Genomic DNA, 18,214 nt, shown 5'->3' on the forward strand with positions numbered 1-18,214 from the left:
TCGGTAGCATGGTAGGGGGGCCGGGCCCTCGCTACCCCTTCTGTAAAGCTTGCTCTAGAATGAGAGTATTGCCCGATGTCTACCCTGATCAGCCCTGAGAGTCTGGAATTAGCCCCACCACCCTTTGTCGCACCGCCTCATCGGAAACGTTGGTTGCTCATTCAGCCCAAGAGCAATACGCCACTGATGGTTGATTCTGGCAAGGTGAGTATGCCGCTCAATTTGCTGATGGTTGCGTCGATGCTCAAAGAGCATTTCTTGGTGGATTTTCTGGATGAGCGTGTTGGCGATGAGGTGCCGCAGGATTTTACTGGGTATGATATTGTCGCCCTGACTTCGCGTACCCTCAATGCGAAACGGGTCTATGCCATTGCCGACCGGGCCCGCGCCCAGGGCAAGAAGGTTATCCTTGGTGGGGTGCATCCCACCATGATGATCGATGAGGCGCGTGAACATTGCGATACGGTGGTGTTTGGTGAGATTGAGTCGATCTATGATGAGTTGACGCGCGATATCTATGCTGATCAATTGAAGCCGCTCTATCGCCCTGCCTCTGAAGCGGGCTGGAAGCCGATGAGTACGCTCGATCAGCCCGATTTCTCCTTTGCGCGCCGTTCGCCCAATAGTAAGCACTATTCTTTCCGCTTACCACTGCTTGCTACGAAGGGTTGCCCCGTGGGCTGTAACTTCTGCTGTACCCCGCGGATCTATGGTAAAAACTTCCGCATGCGTGAAGTTGAACGTGTGATTGATGAAATTCGCATGCGTCAGTACGAGTCTGGCAAACCCAATATCCACTTCTCGTTCATGGACGATAATATTAGCTTCCGCCCCGCTTTTGCCGATGCGCTCTTTAATGCGATGGTTGGCATGGGGGTAAAATGGAATGCCAATATCTCGATGAACTTCTTAGAGAAGCCGGAGGTCTCGGCCTTGGCCAAAGAGGCGGGCTGCCAGATGCTCAATGTGGGCTTTGAGTCGGTCTCGCCCGAAACAATTAAGCATGTCCATAAGGGCTCTAATCGAACGGCACGCTACGATGAGATTGTGAGCAATGTGCATAAGCAGGGTATTGCGCTGCAAGGCTATTTCATCTTTGGCTTTGATACCGATACGCCTGCCAGTTTTCAGCATACCTACGATTTTATTATGCAGAACCGGATTGAGTTTCCGGTCTTTACGATTGCGACGCCCTTCCCCGGAACGCCGTGGTATGAAGAGGTACGCCACCGCCTCGTGCAGCACGATTGGGATAAGTACGATACCTTCCACTACATGTATGAGCCGGCCAAGATGCAGCGCGATGAGTTTTTGCGGAACTTCATTAAGGTGCAGCGCGAAATCTACTCTTGGCCCAATATCTGGAAACGCATGGCAGGGCGTAAGCTCGATTGGGTCTGGCTGGTGAATGTGGCGATGCACCACTTTACCCAACGCCTCACTCCGGCTACGTTTATGTAGGCTATCGTTCTTCGGGGGCGGCTTCGCCGCCCCCGAAGAACGATTTGCTAGTGCGAAAAAGCTCTGGGCCGCGCCGCTTGGCTTCGACAGGCTGGTTTCGGCAGGCTCAACCACCGAGCCAGCGGCGCGGTGGCTGAGCCTGTCGAAGCCCCCGCGCCGCCCCCCCCATCAAGCCCAAGGCTTTTTCGCGCTAACAACGATTTTCTTTCGTTTTGGCCGCTTCAGCAACGAAAGAAAAACCCGCTGTTGGGGCTATGCCCCAACAGCGGGTTTTCGACGTACAGCAGTACACTCCGGGCGCTGCGCGGGTTAGCGCTGCGTCTCAATCGGGACTTTGGTCGCCGTCTTGCTGCTGCCAGAACCAGAACTGGACTCGGTGACAAAGCGGTTGATCTCGCCTGTTACATTGCTCACGCCACGGAAGACCACCTTGACCATGCCAAGGTGCAGTTTGCCGACCGAGTCGAAAAGACTGTTGGTGGCTTGAACTGCCTCCTTGCGGGGCTCCTCGGGCAGAACGAACAGAGGCCACGTCACCATCATGGTGCCTACACGCGCCAGGTTAGACCCAAACGCCTCAGCAGCATCAAAAACATCGGCACTGCTGGTGTTCGTCTTCGTTTGCTGTGGATTGGACATAAAAAGCACCTCCTCAACACTAGTGCTGTCTTGGCTATTATAGGGCGGTATGCGGGCTTTGTCAACGCATTGCGTTATTCTCTCATGAGGGCTACGTTCATGTTGTTGGGGCTACGCCCCAAATCCTGTTTTTTGTTCCGTGTTGGCGGCTTCGCCGCCAACATGAAACAATTGGTACATAGCCTCAAACCTCCGTAATACTCCAATGGTATGCTTAGTGTATGGATTTGTGTCTAGATTGGGAAAGCGCTGTGGCTACCCATATTATAGGTCCAATTGAAGAAGAACTACGGCTGGCAGCATTGCGCCGCTACCAGATTCTCGATACGCCGCCTGAGGCGGATTTTGATGATCTCGTGAAGTTGGCAGCAGCCCTCTGTGCCGTGCAGTGTGCGCTGATTGGTTTTATTGACCATGATCGGCTGTGGGTGAAGGCTTGCGTCGGCCTTGCCCTGGATACGTTGCCGCGCTCAACGACCTTCAGCAATGATGCGCTCACGCAACCCGATGCGCTGATGGTGGTGGCTGATGCCCAGACCGACCAGCGCTTTCAGGCGCATCCCTTGGTGGCGGGCGCTCCCTTTGTGCGCTTCTTTGCTGCGGTGCCCCTCGTGACCCACGATGGCTATGCGATTGGTACGCTTTGTGTCTTTGATCCTGCGGTGCATAGCTTGAGTCGGCTGCAATACGATACGCTGCGTTCGTTGGCCCGCCAGGTGGTGATGCATTTAGAACAGCGTTGGCAGATTCGCCAGTTGCAAGAAGCGGTCGCGGCCCGTGAGACGAGTGAGCGCCATGCTCAACGCTTGGTGAGTGAGTTGCAGCGCCAGGCCCGTACCTTACGATTGCTTGAACAGGTGCGTACCTTGATGGCCCAGGAGATTGAACTCCGCGCTGTCTTGCGTGCGATTGTTGAGGCGCTCGTGCAGGTCTTTGGCTTCCATGTGGTGAGTGTCTACCTGCGTGAGGGCGATAGCTTATGTCTGCAACATCAGGTTGGCCGTGAAGACCCAGAGGTCAAGCTGAAACTCAGTGAGGGCCTGCTTGGGCGCGTGGCGCACACAGGTCAGCCAAGCCTGATCACCGATGAGCATAGTGATCCTGCGTATCTGTCGAGGAACGAGGAGCTTGCCTGTACGATAGCCGTGCCGCTGCGCGTGCATCAGCAAGTGGTGGGCGTCTTGAAGGTGGAGAGTCCGCAGGCGGGGAGCCTGGGGCAAGCCGATCTTGATTTACTGGTAGTGCTCAGCGATCAGGCTTCGCTGGCGATTGAACGTGCCCGCTTACACGATCATCTGCATGCACGCCTACAAGAGACGCTGCTGCTCAATCGGGTCTTGACCGCATCGGCCAGTGCGAACAATCAGATTGAGGTACTCAATCTTGCCTGTGGTGAATTGGCGCGGGCCTTTAAGCTGCCCCAAGCAGCCTGTGCGCTGCTCAATGAGGAACAGACGGAACTGCTGGTGGTGAGTGAATATCGCCTGCCTGAACGGCCCTCCGGTTTGGGGGTGCGCATCGCGCTGGCGGGCAATCTGTTGACCCAGCAGGTTTTGCATGAACGCAAGCCGGTGCAGGTGACCGATACCCTGGTTGATGCGCGCACTGCGGCAACAAGCGAACTCTTTACGCGCCGTGGGACACGGGCGATCCTGATTCTGCCCCTGATGGTCAACAATAGCGTGATTGGTACAATTGGCCTTGATGCGCTTGAACCGCGCAGCTTTACCCAAGAGGAGATCACATTAGCTCAGCGCATTGCGTTGGCCATTGGGCCGGCGCTGGAGAATGTGCAACTCACCCTGGCACTGCGGGTAGAATTGGCGGAACGTTCGCGCACCGAGGCGGCTTTGCGTGAAGCCAAGGAGATAGCTGAGGCAGCAACGCGGGCCAAGTCGGAGTTTTTGGCCAATATGAGCCACGAAATTCGCACGCCGATGAACGCGGTGATCGGCATGACCGGGCTCTTGCTCGATACTACATTGAGCAAAGAGCAGCGCGAGTTTGTTGAGACGATCCGCACCAGTGGCGATGCGCTGCTGGGGGTTATCAACGACATCCTTGACTTCTCGAAGATTGAGTCGGGCAGGCTGGAGTTGGAGCAGAGCCCCTTCAATCTGCGCGACTGTGTGGAGGCGGCACTCGACCTCGTTGCGGCGCATGCTGCCGACAAGGGGCTTGATCTCGCCTCGATGATCGCCTCAGATGTGCCCCATGCACTTGTGGGTGATGTCACCCGCATCCGCCAGATTTTGGTGAACCTGCTGAACAATGCGGTCAAATTTACACAGGCTGGCGAAGTGGTACTCGCGGTTGTCCAAGAACAGAGCCAGAACGGGCGGCACCATCTGCTCTTTAGTGTACGCGATACGGGCATCGGGATTCCGCCCGAGCGCATGGATCGGCTCTTTCATGCCTTTAGCCAAGTGGATGCCTCGACGACACGCCAATTTGGGGGCACCGGCTTGGGCCTTGCGATCAGCCGTCGCCTCTGTGAATTGATGGGGGGACGCATGTGGTGTGAAAGTGTGCAGGGCCGTGGCACCACCTTCTTCTTTACCGTCATTGCCCCCACAGCCGTGCAAGCGCCACGCATCTACCAGCGTGGCCGGGTTCCCCAACTTACAGGCAAGCGCCTACTGGTCGTGGACGACAATGCGACCAATCGCCAAATTCTGAGCCTCCAAGCCGAGAGTTGGGGCATGCGTGTGCGGGCCACCGCATCGGCCTATGAGGCCCTCGATTGGCTCAAGCGCGGCGATCCATGCGATCTTGCCATTCTTGATATGCAGATGCCGGGTATGGATGGAACCCAATTGGCCGCTGCAATCTGTGACGGCTTATTGGCGCAAGCGCCACCCTTAGTGCTGTTGACCTCGCTAGGGCGACGTGAGGAAGATCTGCGTGCGGGCTATTTTGCAGCAACCCTGACCAAGCCGGTCAAGCCGGGCCAACTCTACCATGTGCTACTCGATGTGCTCACGGGTTCAACCAACCACCGCAGCGCCTCAGCGGAGCCCACTTCGGGCTTTGATGCGACTATGGCCACGCGCATGCCACTACGCATCCTCCTAGCCGAAGACAACATCATCAACCAGCGGGTGGCCCTGAAGATGCTGGGACGCTTGGGCTATCGCGCCGACGTGGCCGCCAATGGCCTAGAGGTGCTTGATGCACTTGCGCGGCAGCACTACGACATTGTGTTCATGGATGTGCAAATGCCTGAACTGGACGGCCTTGAGGCTGCGCGGCGGATCAATCGCGAACTGGCAGCCGAGCGCCGGCCCTACATTATCGCCATGACGGCCAACGCCATGCAGGGCGACCGCGAACTCTGTTTGGCCGCCGGTATGGATGACTACATCAGCAAACCCGTGCGCGTCGAGGATCTGGTGTTGGCCCTTGAGCAGAGTGGCACCAAACGTTCCTGTCTTGCCACGCCAACACCTGCGCCCAACGTTAACATTGTGAGCCACCTGATCGATCAAGCTACGCTGAACCAGTTGCGCGACGGGCTCGGCAACGGCGACCCTGCGATCGTGGTAGAACTCGGCAAACTCTTTCTGCACGAAGCTCCCAAGCAGATACACGAGATGGAGCAGGCCATTCAGGCGAACAGCGTTCACGGGGTTGTACGGATCACCCATACGCTGAAATCGAGTGCCGCAATACTGGGGGCCAAGAGCCTTGCGACCAAGAGCGCCGAGCTGGAACAGCTTGCGCGCCAAGGCGAGCTTGCTATGGTGCATGCCCAGCTTAAGGAATTTGATCAACTACACAGTGCAACAGTGAGCGCCTTGCAGGCGCTGCTGCGCAACTATCACGCAGATTGAGGGTTTCGTCGTTTTGTTCCGTGTTGGCGGCGAAGCCGCCAACACGGAACAAAACACGGAACTGTTCACACTTACCGCCGTACAAGGGGTAGGTAGAGCGTATGCGCGGTATTACGCATAGCAATCTCGACAGTGGGGTTGAGGCTATCGTTGGAGGGAATCCGTAGCATAGCATGGTGCAAACCAAACCCGTCCGGTTCGTACTGCACCTGCAGGGTACAGCCTGCGAGGGAGGGCAAAGTCATGCCGCTGCAACGGTCGTCAACGAGGCGAAACGCATCAGCATGTGGCCCTATGCTCTGCACCTGTTCCAGGGTAAGATCTTCATAGCCCTGGTTGGTAATCTGAATAATCTGGGTCACACGAGGGCTACCAGCATCCAGCGCTGGGAAGACGAGCTCCTCTGCCGCATGGGGCAGGCTCACCTGGATCGCTGCCGCCGCAGCGGTAGTAAACTGCCAGCGATAGCTCTGCCCAAGCTGGTTGCCCACTTGATCGGCAACGCTGCCCGCCAGGGTAGCGGTGTAGGTGGTCTGTGGGCGCAGTGACTGCATTGGCGTATAGTAGAGCGTGCGGCTCTGCTCGTCATAGTGCAGACGCCCAACCAAACCTTGGACACTCAAGGCATTGGTGAGGCTCGCCCGATCCATGGGTTTCGAGAAGTGAACAGAGATCATGGGCAAATAGCTCACTGGCTGTTCACTCACCGCTTCAGTCACAAAGCGCACTTGGGTCGCATCAGCCGCTGGGAAGGTCTGTAGCACACTGGGCCGCGTCTGATCGGCAGGGTCGGGATGCACCCGGATGCTCACGCGGGCGGGGCGACTGCTGACGCCGTTGTGCTGGGCGACGAAGGTAAACTCATCGATGCCGCTGAAGCCGGGCATCGCTTCATAGACCAGATTGGGTAGATCACCACTGAGGCTACCGTAGCGCGGATTGCTCGCTAGGGCATAGGTTGGGCTCAGACCACTCGCCTCACGCCCGGCCAACCGGAGGTTGAGCGCAGCCGAACCAACCACCTCAAGGGCCTGTGGTTCAGCCACCAGGGTGTTGATGGTACTCACCACGAGATCGGTAGGCGTCTCTTCAAAGGCACTGGGGAAGTGTACCACCGCTTGGTTCGTAATCAGCGTACCCGTTGGTAAGCCGGCACGAGCACGAACGGTCATGGTCACAATCCCACCTGCTCCCGGAGCCACCTCGCCAATCAACCAACTAGCTTGGCGCAGTTCTGCATTATAGGTACCAGCGTGGCTCATGATGAGCGTTGTCTCATCGAGATGCTCGTCCAGTTCATCAATGATGAAGACATCATAGGCAATGCCAGCCCCTTCATTCTCAAACTCAATCGTATAGGTGAGCAATTCACCCGGCAGAATATCACCTGCCGGACTCACCGCCTTGGTATTGGGATCGTGGGCGGGCACAATCTCCATCTCATCGCTCTTGCAGCTACTCGGCTCATTGCTAGCCAAACAGGCGGTAGGTGCAGCCTCACGCTCAAGGAGCGCCTGATCGAGACCAGGCAGGATGCGGCAGGCATCGGTGACACACTCGCCATCGAGGCAGACCTCACCGCGCATGGTGCAGTTGAACCAGACGGATGAAGGCCGCCACATCCGCATACCAGCGCAGTAGTGGCGGTAGCGCAGATTGCCTTCACACCACTGTTTACCTACCGCTCCATTGCCACCACCACAATCATACTCGTGGGGATTATCAGCACAGGTGCTACGACAAGCGACCAACTCCACGGCGCGCTGGGTGACATTCTTGTAGGGCAGGGCATCGAGGACATCCTTGGCCACACCTTCGGCATCGCGGCGAACAACATTGTAGGTGACTTTGATCGCCCCCCAGGCGGCCTTGAAGGGCGCCGTAACCGTATCAATCGCGGCATCCACCGGAACCATGGCCCCCTTAGAGATCATACAGTTACGCAGACAGGTACCATAGGTAGCCGTAAACTGGTAGCTCATCAACTGAGCATCAGGAAGCGCCTGCTGCTCACTTGCCAGGCTCCATGCGCCATACTCATGGTAGTTGCCCGTATGACTATTCATAATCAAGCCACCATCGGGATCAAGGAACTCAACCTGATCATCATTTTGATGGATCATGAAGGCTTTGCCATCTTGTTCAAGCAACAACATCAGCGCAAACGGTGCAAAGCGGGTATAGACCAAGACGCGGGTTTGTTCGCCATTACGGTGGCGTATCTGCTGGCCCACATCGCTAAAGCTAAAGCCACGCTGCAACGCCAGATCATGAAGCTCACGCACCGCCGGATTGGCCAACGCCTGCGCCAATTCACGCTGCTCAAGGTAACGCTCCTCGACCACCGGATTGGGTGTTGCACCACGGTAGTGTTCCAGATTGAACAGAGGCATACCGCTATTCTCGGCATCCAAGCGCGCCAGCACCTGCACCTTGCGATCAGTCATGCCCCATGGAATACTGAGCCAACAGACAAAGCGCCCTTGGGCATTGGGGGCTAGATCACCCAAGTTCCAGCTCACCTGATGCTCAGTACGGTGGTAATAGTAGTCGCCACTACACGACTGAAGCGGCAAACCTTCGGGCAGATTGAGCAGCAACACGGCCCCGCGTGCGGCCTCTTCCATACGATTGCGATAACTTACAACGACCGGACTCACCTGGCCAGGATTGACAATCTTGGTCACGAAGGTATTGACCAACAGCCCCGCCGTGGGCGGCACGGGCGGCGGCAACCCCGAAATATCGGCATAGACAATGCTCTCGCCAGGAATGGGGTCTTCGTTTGGCTCAACCCAGATCAGATCTTCATGTTGGCGATGCCGCATAAAGGTGAAGCTGCTACGTAGATTGGGCGCATAGGCATTGGGATGGGTTGAAACCTGGCGCGCCGCAGCAAAATCATCCTCCGAAGTACGCACATAGACACCGTGGTAGGTGATGCTATTGCCTGTCTGGGTATGGCGATCATAGGCCACTACCAGCTTATCTTCCGCATAGATGCCCATCGTCACGTTGTAAACATTCTCTTGAGCTGGTGCCAAGGTACGCACCGCCGACAACGTTTTGGTCGCTGGATTGAAGGTACGATAGAGCAGCGCATAGCCTGCACTCGCTTCCTCACGCTGCTGCCAAACCATATGAAGTAGACCCGTGGAATCGACGGCAATATCGCCACCAATGATGGTACTCTGTCCAGCGGTTGAAACTTGTAAAGCTTCACCCCACTCCTCACCATCATAGTAGACCAACATATACGCTGGATTGTAGGTATCCCCACTGAGTGTATGCAGATAGACATAGGCTGCAAAGAGCCAGCCATCTTTGCCTACATACATATTAGGAGCTCGCACACCATAGTCACCCGATCCTTGCGGGTGTTGGGTCAACCCCAGCGCATCACTCCATGTCGTCCCGCCGTCATCAGAATGTTTATAGAGGAGATTGGAGGGTGGGCTATTCCAGCCATACTGGCTCATATAGACCGCATGGAGTTTTCCTTGGGCATCAACCACCACACTGGGCATGTAGTCCCAAGCCCCCCAACCGCCATCGTGTAGCGCCACTGGATTTGCCCAGGTCTCACCCCGATCACTCGACTTGGTAAAGAAAGACCCAACATTAAAAGTAAAACCTTGGTAAAGCGTACCAGCGCCATCAATCGCCAGACTCTGCACCGAGCTACTATCGGGCATACTATCGGTACGCACCGCATTTGACCATGTACTCCCGCCATCCTCACTGCGGCGGAAGTAGTTGTACCACGGAACGAACTGGGTTGTACGCAGCGTGTAGGCCACATACAAATGGCCAGCGCTATCGCGCACAATATGGTTGCCGGGCGAATAGATGCGCGTGCCATCACCACGATTTTGATCAGTATCAATGACCGAAAAATCAATCCCCGCTGCGGGTATTGGCTGAACCGTCTCGATCGGTGCCTCGGTTGCAACCGCAGGTGGTTGGGCTAAACTAGGCAGTACCAACGCCACCAGCAGGCCAAGCCGCACGATGTGCCAAAGCCATGTGCCGTTCATAATGTCGCTCCTTTGCGAATAGGGATGCACACAAGGCCGCTGGGCAGGTAGCTTGGTAGACTCCTACCAACCTGCCCATATATCAAGGAATCATCATGATAGGCACTTTGGCCCAACGATGCTGAAATTATCCAACAACTCACGGTGATCATTTCGTTACGGGCATCTTATACTGCTGCACATGCAACCATTTGCACCATCCCTATGCCGTGTGCTACAGTTACCCTAGAGGGCTTACCAAGGAGCATGCGGTATGAATACCTCCGATGAACAGAGCCGTATTACTCCCGCCGTTGAGGACTATCTCAAGGCGATCTATATGCTCCAGCAGCATGGGGTCGTCACCACGTCGCTGCTCGGCGAGCAACGAGGCTCAAAGCCTGGTTCGGTTACTGGCATGATCAAGAAGCTGGCCGAGATGAACCTGGTAGAGCATACGCCCTACCAAGGGGTATGCTTAACCCCTGCTGGTGAGCGGGTTGCACTGGAGGTTATTCGGCACCATCGCTTGCTTGAACTCTACCTCGTTGAGGCCTTGGGCTACAGTTGGGATGAGGTTCACGAAGAGGCTGAGAAACTGGAACATCACATCAGCGAAAAGTTGGAGGCACGCATTGCGGCGCACCTCGGTCATCCCACCTTTGACCCCCACGGGGATCCGATTCCTACGCTGGAGGGTACGCTACCTGAACGGATTGATCTGCGCCTCGCTGATCTCGCTATCGGCGAGCATGCACGGATTGTGCGTGTGCGTGACCAGAGCGCCGAGCGCTTACGCTACCTTGCCGACCTAGGCCTCATTCCTGGCGCTCTAATCGACATTATTGCCAGTGCCCCTTTTGATGGCCCACTTTCGCTGCGCTTGGGTAGCGCCACCCACGCCCTCGATCGCCGTATGGCGCGAACGATTGAGGTGGAACGGGTGGAGTAGTCCCAATGGCTTTGACGTAGCCCTTTAGGCAAGGATACAGAAACGAGAAAATAGAAGATAGGTTTGCGGCATCAGGATGCGCCACATGCCTCCAAACTGTTTAGTTGTCAAATTTGGACAAAATGCACAAGAAAATCCGGCCTTACCCTGTTGAATTTATCCAGATCATCTGCTACGATGAAGCGGAAGATGGGCTGCAACGAAGCAACTCAAAGGGGGAAGTCATGGAAATCTTGTTTGAACTCCAAGGATTCTTGATCGGACTAATTGGTTGGGCCGCCAGTGTGCTGATGATCCAAAACAGCGAACGCCTAACCGTAAACGATAAAAGGGCAATGGCGGTCTGTATGTGGGTCTTTTGGATGATGCCAGGGATTGGAACCTTGGCGCTGCAGGGGGTGCTGACGATGAGTACCGCAGCGCTCTATGTGGGCATCACCACGTTGGCATTGGGTGCGCTCGTGTTGTTGGGCGCCGTCGGGCCGCGGACACGCCCGTAGGCGGATCCAATATTTCGATAGCCGATAGCCGAACACGGCGTCCCTCGGAGTGCCGACTAACGTCGGCACTCCGAGGGACGCCAAACGGTAACGTTGCTACCAACTATCTCAGGCGTGCCAACTACGCTACGTATCATGCGCTTCACTACTCTGTGTTCTCTGTGTCTCTGTGGTGAAAACCTCTGCGTCTCTGCAAAACTCTCTCTGCTCGCGCAACGCCTGAAGCACCTGACGATACGCTGCGATACGTTGTTGGCGCAACTGCGGGCGGTGCCCCAGTTTCAGTTTGAACCATTCGCTTGCCAGTTCGTACCCAAAGCCCGCCCAAAAATAGGCGCGTAGCAGGCGCTCAAAGTGCCAGCCGTGCCACATGCGGGCAAGCAGCAGCTTGCTGCGGTGAAAGTTGATCAGACGGGCGGCACTTGCCTGTTCGCTGCTGCGTCCTTCATAGTGCAGTACCAGCGCAGTGGGCAGATAGGCGATGGCCCCCTGACCATGCCCCCACGCGGCTTGCAGGCGTGCCTGCCATTCCAACTCTTCGCTATACATGAAGAAACGCTCGTCCAACAGCCCGGCCTGCGGCAGTGCCGCGACGCGCACCAAGAGCGCCGCACCAACCAGCCAATCTACCAACTGCACCTGGTCGGCAGGCAGATCCGCACAGCGGTAGCGCCTAGCCCAAGGATTACGCGGCCAGCAGCGTTCAAGCGAGGTACTCTCCCAAAAGAATGTAGCCGCCGTAGGCCAACGACGGCGCGACGGCTGGTGCTGTCCATCACCATAGATCAGTTGGGGCCCAACGGCAACCCAGGTCGGATGTTGCTCAAGGGCAGCTACAAGCTGCACCAACGCATCACCCTGTGGCTCAGTATCGGGATTGAGCAGCAGGACATAGCGGGGCTGCGTTGCGGCAGGCCGGGCAAGCAGTTGGCGCAGGGCCAGATTATTGCCCGCCGCAAAGCCCAGATTCGCCCCCGGCGTGAGCAAGTGTACCTGCGGGAACTCCGAGCGAACCATGGCTACCGTGCCATCGTGGCTGCCATTATCAACCACCACAAGCTCATAGGTAAAGGGGGCAGCATCCAGCCCTGCCTGCACACACTGCAAACAGCGGCGCAACAGGTCACGCACATTCCAAGTAACAATGATGATGGTGAGCATGATAAGCCGTGCAGCATGCCTTCTGGTGAGGGTTTGGGACGGCTGCGCCGCCCCCGAAAATCCTTGTTAGCGCGAAAAAGCCTTGGGTTGGCAGGCGACCTCGCGGTGGCTTCGACAGGCTCAGCCACCGCGCCGCTGGCTCGGTGGTTGAGCCTGCCGAAACCAGCCTGTCGAAGCCAAGCGGCGCGGCCCAGAACTTTTTCGCGCTAACAAATCCTTGTTCGTTCGTGTTGGCGGCTGTGCCGCCAACACGAACGAACAAAGAGGGTTTGTGGTTAGGACTTGTTGATCCTTGCACATCAACTGTGGTATTGTATCACCTGACGGATACCATATCTCTTCAAAAACTCCCTTGCCCCACCCCATCACCCGCATCCTCGATATTGGCGCAGTCGTGCTGCTTGTCCTCTACGCTTGGCTGGCTTGGGCCAGCAGTAGCGGCAGTGGCGGCGCGGCGCTCGATCCGGTGTGGGCCAGTGTGCGCGCCCAGGGCACCCTGCGCATCGCCGTAGATGTCGGCTTTCGCCCCTTTGCGGATCAGCACGGCTCAGAGTTGGTTGGCTATGACATTGATCTCGCACGGGCCATTGCCGAACGGCTGGGGCTGCGGGTTGAGTTTGTGCCCACCGGCTTCGATGCGCTCTATGATAGCCTGACGAGTGGCCGGGCTGACATGATCGCCTCGGCTTTGCCCTATGCCCCCGAACAGGGCTATCGGGCCCGCTTCTCGCACTTCTACTTCGATGCGGGCCAGGTGCTCGTCGTACCAAGTGCGGCCCCCAACCACAACCCAACTGATCTTGCGGGTCGCGTCGTTGGAGTAGCCCTGGGCAGCGAAGGCGACACGCTCGCCCGACGCATGCTTGGCGACGGGGGCCATTTCCAGCTCATTGCCGACTACAACACCCCCGACGAGGCCCTAGAAGCCTTACGCCGGGAGCAATTGGATGCCGTGATCACCGACAACGTAAGCGCCTTGAGTGCGGTGCAACACACCCCTGGCCTGCGCATTGACCGTGCGCTCACCAGTGAGCCATTTGCCTTAGGGCTGCCGCGCGCCGCCTTTCAGCTTGAAGCCGAAGTGAACCGGGCGCTGACGCAGTTGCGGCATGAGGGCTTCTTGGAGGAGTTGAATCAGCGCTGGTTGCGGTGAGGTGGAGGCAAAACATGTTGTTAGCGCGAAGAAGTTCTGGGCCGCGACGTTGGCTGCGACAAGCTCAACCAACGTCGCGGTGGCTGCGACAAGCTCAACCAATGCGATGCCCCTCACGAGCTCAGGAATTTTTCGCGCTAACAACACATTCCACCACAGAAACACCAAGGGCATAGAGGATTTGACGATGGGCAATATGGTAAGACTCGCCCCAAACCTCTCTGGTTCTCGGTGTCTCTGTGGTAGAAACCTCTACCTCTGTGGCAGCGTTAACGCACCGTCAATGGCAGATAGACCGTATAGATACTCGTGAGATCCAGCTCAAAGAGTGGCGTAGTACCGGCCCGCTCATCGGGGATACTGGCGACAGGGAGGACAGGCTTACTCGGCGCATCTTTGGACTCGTCCAAGCCACCACTAGCCAAGTTCGCCGTGGCAAGATCGAACGAGGTACTCAACCGATACTCAGCGGCGCTGTAGCCATAGACCTCAACTTGGTAAATTCCGGGAACAACCTCATTGGCCGAGATAATGACCTGTTCGTCGGCGCTACCGGAAAGATTGCTCACCCAAGCCGATTGATCGGCACGCGACGACCAGACATAGAGATCAGCATCGCCACTCAGCACCTCCAGATTAACCTGGAAAGCTTGGCCCTCCTCCACATGGTAGCGATAGATGCGGGTCTGACCACGCGCAATGCGGTCGCGGGGAGCTTCATAGTTGATCAACTGACGCGCATTGCCAATTGAGATATTTCCTGCACCATCACGCGCTCGCACCTGTAGGTAGCGCATGCCTGGTTTGGGCAGCAGCGACCAATGGTAACGCTCTGGGTTCTGGCTAAAAGCCATCCAACCTGACTGGATGACCGGCACCCAGCGTTTGGCACTCTCATTGTAGAGGTATTCGATCACATGCAGATGAGAGACGCCGCTACCAGGTTGGGGATCACTGGCATGAATTCCAAGTGTGAGATCACGATTGACTACAGTAGAACTGGTTCCGTCATTGACACGAATGCGCTCTACAACAGGTGGTATGCGATCAAGGCCGGCTGGCGCAACCAAGAAGGTGCGCTGTACCACGTTGTTGTTGGTATCGATCTCAGGAATCGTGTGCTCAGGATCAATGATCGCATAAATCGTCACCAACCCTGGATTGGCAAAGCGCACCTCAAGGGGTAGGGTACTCTCCGTAGAACGCGGATCGAGGAAGGGAACCATAGCAGTTCCGAGCAGCGGGCCAGTAGGCGAGTCACGATGGAAAGCGACAGGCACATTCTCAAGTACTTGCTTACCACCTTGGCGCTGCACCAACAAACCCAATTCTACGGATGTATTGATCCTCGGCGTAAGGGGATTCAGCCAGAGTTGATCGCGGCTACTAAAGAGATCATCGTTGAGTTCATCGGTAGGATCAAGCACACTGAAGGCATTTCGCAAGCGGGCTTGGGATCCGTCGGGATTGCGTACAACCAGATCGTAGGTGGCAGGCTCCAAACCAGCCGGTACCTCAACGAACAGGAGCGTCCCGTTCACCCGGGTCGTAGTGAGCGGCAGCGTGCCCAATTGTACACGTACATCCTCAGCAAAATTGAGTCCTTCGATGAGTACCTCAGCAGGCTGGTCATTGAACGCACTCGTAGGCATAACCTGCTCGATCTCAGGAGTTGTGCCGAGCACAATAAACGCATTAGCGAGCAGACCTGTCCGTCCATTACTCGTGACCAGCAGATCATAGCGACCCGGAGCGAGACCAGCGGGCACCGTAGCCTTGAAACTGGTGCGGTTTTCAGGCGTGATGTTTGTAAGATCAATCAATCCAGCTTGGCTACTCAGTTGTGCTGAGGGTGCAGTATTTGCACTAAAACCATTACCACGAATAGTAACCTGGGTAGCTTGGGTGTTAGTAGCTTCATTGGGCGTTATCGAACGCAGGAAGGCACCATCACCAGGATCGCTCAGGACAGCAATAAAGTCTTGTTCGATCAGATCCTCACGCACTGTCAGTTGACGCTGGTTGGGTGTAAAGGTATAACCACTGCGCTCAGGCGTGAGCGTATAGCTACCAACAGGTACATCAGCTAGCGTATAGTTACCTTGTATATCCGTAAAGACATTACGAATACCATCAGAGAGCATCACATCGGCAACACCAACCCCATCAGGATCGGTGATCCGTCCGCTGACACTGTAGGTCAATAGCGTTGCAGTGAAATCTTGCCCACTCAGGTTGGTTGTTACACTAATCGTCCGACTTGTTGGAGCAAAGCTATAGTCTGTGTGACTCACCACAAGCGTATAGCTACCAATAGGCAGATCACTGAGCGTATACGTTCCTTGGGCGTCGGTGGTGGTGCTACGGGTACCATCAGAGATAGTAACCCCAGCAACCCCAGCCCCATTGGCCTCGGCAACCCGCCCACTGACATCGTAGGTCAACAGGGTTGCGATGAAATCTTGGTCTGCGAGGTCATCAGTAACACTGATCGCCAGTGTTGCAGGGTTAAAGCTATAGAGCGTGTGGGTAGCGGTGAGCGTATAGTGGCCAGTTGGCACATCAGCAAGAGCATAGGCACCTTCGGCATCAGTTGTGGTGCTCCGGGTACCATCAGAGATGGTAACCCCAGCGACACCCGTCCCATTGGCCTCGGCAACCCGCCCACTGACCGTGTACTGCAACAGCCTTGCGGTGAAATCTTGGTCTTCGAGGTCATCGGTGACACTGATCGCCAATGTTGCAGGGCTAAAGCTGTAGAGCGTATGGGTAGCAGTGAGCGTATGGTGACCGACGGGCACATCGGCAAGGGCATAGGCACCTTGGGCATCAGTTGTGGTGCTACGGGTACCATCAGAGATAGTAACCCCAGCGACACCCGTCCCATTGGCTTCGGCAACGCGCCCACTGACCTGGAAGGTCAAGAGGGTTGCAGCAAAGTCTTGATCATGCAGATCTTCCGTCACGCTAATCGTTCGGCTGATGGGTGTGAAAGCATAGCTATCATGCGCTGGAGTAAGGGTATACGTCCCCACAGTTAGATCACTCAGCGTATAGTTGCCATCATCGTCGGTGAGAGTTGTCAGCGTGAATGGATCGCTAGACACAGGATAGGTGAACACTTGTGAGGCAATGAGCGTAACATTGGCAATACCATAACCATCATTGTCAGCGACATTTCCACTCACCTGATAGGGGATCAAGGTTGCCGTGAAATCCTGACCACTGAGGTGTTGACCAATATTGATACTTATCTCACGACTCTCTGGGCTGAAGGTGTAATGTTCATGGTCGGGGGTAATGGTGTAGTTTCCTACAAGCACATCAGTGAAGGTGTAGTGTCCATGATGGTCAGTGAACGTTGTGATCGTAACTGGATCATCAGGCCCAGGGTACGCGGGCCGTTCTACAGCAACGACTTCTAGCTGAGCAACACCGTCACCAAGACTATCAGTAACCTGACCACTCACTCTATGGTGGATAAGGTACGCAACAAAATTTCGGTTATCGAGATCGCCACGCAGATTGATTTTCCAGTTCAGAGGGCTAAAGCGGTAGTCACGATGAACGGGTGTAATCAGATAGTTACCCCTTGGCAACTCATCAAAGCTATATGTACCATCAAGATCGGTCGTAACGGTCATGAGCAGTGAAGCACCAGGCTCAGGGTAGGGACTTAACTGCGAGAGAACGACCTCCATACCAGCAAGCCCCCGACCAGTATGGTCTGTCATACGTCCACCTGCCTGATACGGTGGCTGTGTGGCCGTGAAATCTTGGTCAATGAGGTTGCCATTCACCCTAATGGTACGTTGGATTGGGGTGAGATCGTAGTCAGGGTGAGTAGGCGTGAGCGTATAGCTTCCTAAAACGAGATCATCAACAACGTAGGTGCCATCAGGTTTCGTAGTTGTCGTGATCACGAGAGGCCCATCTGGGCCAGGATAAGCAATAAGCTGTGATGCGACCACCGTTATATCAGCAATACCAGCACCATCACTGTCAGTAATACGCCCTTCAACCTTATATGGTGGTGGTATTGCAGTGAAATCTTGATCAACAAAGTCACGATTAAGAGGTATAGTACGCACACTAGGATTAAAACCATGTTCATCATGGCTAGGCGCAATGGTGTAATCTCCAGCAGGGAGATTTATGAAAACATACTTGCCTTCTTCATCGGTGAGTGCCGTTGTCGTTTGGGGTACCATAGCCCCTGGATAAGCCCGGATCCGTGTAGCTACGATGGTTACATCCGCGATTCCATCGCCATGTTCATCAAGTACTTCACCACTAACCTTGTGCAATCCGGGATCATACGACTGTGCAGGACGCGTATGCAACGAAAAGGTTACCGTTACGAACAAGGCCACGAAGATCGCCAAACTACGCAGAACGGCTAAACGACTCATGGTTACCCCTTACACGATGCAAGATAAACTACCATGCATACAATTACGTCCAAAGCACTCAAAAGGGCAAAACTTCCCCGTTCATTA

9 protein-coding genes are annotated in these 18,214 nt (G+C 55.7%); 5 read left to right on the forward strand and 4 right to left on the reverse strand.

The features are described from left to right. Positions 1-75 precede the first annotated feature (75 nt). Positions 76-1,461: a B12-binding domain-containing radical SAM protein gene (locus tag CJ255_RS02025; RefSeq protein WP_097642431.1), complete on the forward strand. Its 1,386-nt coding sequence runs from the start codon at positions 76-78 to the stop codon at positions 1,459-1,461. A 309-nt stretch (positions 1,462-1,770) separates the two neighbouring features. Here CJ255_RS02025 and CJ255_RS02030 read toward each other — a convergent pair whose 3' ends face one another. Beyond that, positions 1,771-2,100, reverse strand: coding sequence for a hypothetical protein (locus CJ255_RS02030; protein ID WP_097642432.1), 330 nt, complete (start codon positions 2,098-2,100; stop codon positions 1,771-1,773). A gap of 251 nt (positions 2,101-2,351) precedes the next feature. Here CJ255_RS02030 and CJ255_RS02035 point away from each other — a divergent pair, with 251 nt between their 5' ends. Further along, positions 2,352-5,933 carry a response regulator gene (locus tag CJ255_RS02035; RefSeq protein WP_165774526.1) on the forward strand — a complete coding sequence of 1,194 codons (3,582 nt, stop codon included), beginning with the start codon at positions 2,352-2,354 and terminating at the stop codon, positions 5,931-5,933. Positions 5,934-6,004: 71 nt separating this feature from the next. On the opposite strand, the gene CJ255_RS02040 is transcribed toward CJ255_RS02035, so the two are convergent. After that, positions 6,005-9,970, reverse strand: coding sequence for an Ig-like domain-containing protein (locus tag CJ255_RS02040; protein ID WP_097642434.1), 3,966 nt, complete (start codon positions 9,968-9,970; stop codon positions 6,005-6,007). Positions 9,971-10,223: 253 nt separating this feature from the next. Here CJ255_RS02040 and CJ255_RS02045 point away from each other — a divergent pair, with 253 nt between their 5' ends. Both CJ255_RS02045 and CJ255_RS02050 read left to right on the forward strand, forming a co-directional pair. Next, on the forward strand, positions 10,224-10,901 hold the full coding sequence (locus CJ255_RS02045) for a metal-dependent transcriptional regulator (RefSeq protein ID WP_097642435.1): 678 nt from the start codon (positions 10,224-10,226) through the stop codon (positions 10,899-10,901). 224 nt (positions 10,902-11,125) lie between these two features. Further along, entirely contained in the window at positions 11,126-11,401 is a 276-nt protein-coding gene (locus CJ255_RS02050) for a hypothetical protein (protein WP_097642436.1), read from the forward strand. A gap of 126 nt (positions 11,402-11,527) precedes the next feature. Here CJ255_RS02050 and CJ255_RS02055 read toward each other — a convergent pair whose 3' ends face one another. After that, positions 11,528-12,562 (reverse strand): glycosyltransferase family 2 protein, encoded by a 1,035-nt coding sequence (locus CJ255_RS02055; protein WP_097642437.1) that lies wholly within the window; start codon positions 12,560-12,562, stop codon positions 11,528-11,530. Between the two features lie 352 nt (positions 12,563-12,914). On the opposite strand from CJ255_RS02055, the gene CJ255_RS02060 reads away from it, so the two are divergent. Beyond that, entirely contained in the window at positions 12,915-13,715 is an 801-nt protein-coding gene (locus CJ255_RS02060) for an ABC transporter substrate-binding protein (protein ID WP_097642438.1), read from the forward strand. Positions 13,716-13,984: 269 nt separating this feature from the next. Here CJ255_RS02060 and CJ255_RS02065 read toward each other — a convergent pair whose 3' ends face one another. Beyond that, positions 13,985-18,127 (reverse strand): MSCRAMM family protein, encoded by a 4,143-nt coding sequence (locus CJ255_RS02065; RefSeq protein WP_097642439.1) that lies wholly within the window; start codon positions 18,125-18,127, stop codon positions 13,985-13,987. Positions 18,128-18,214 lie beyond the last annotated feature (87 nt).

The organism is Candidatus Viridilinea mediisalina (assembly GCF_002532535.1).
Classification (GTDB): domain Bacteria; phylum Chloroflexota; class Chloroflexia; order Chloroflexales; family Chloroflexaceae; genus Viridilinea; species Viridilinea mediisalina.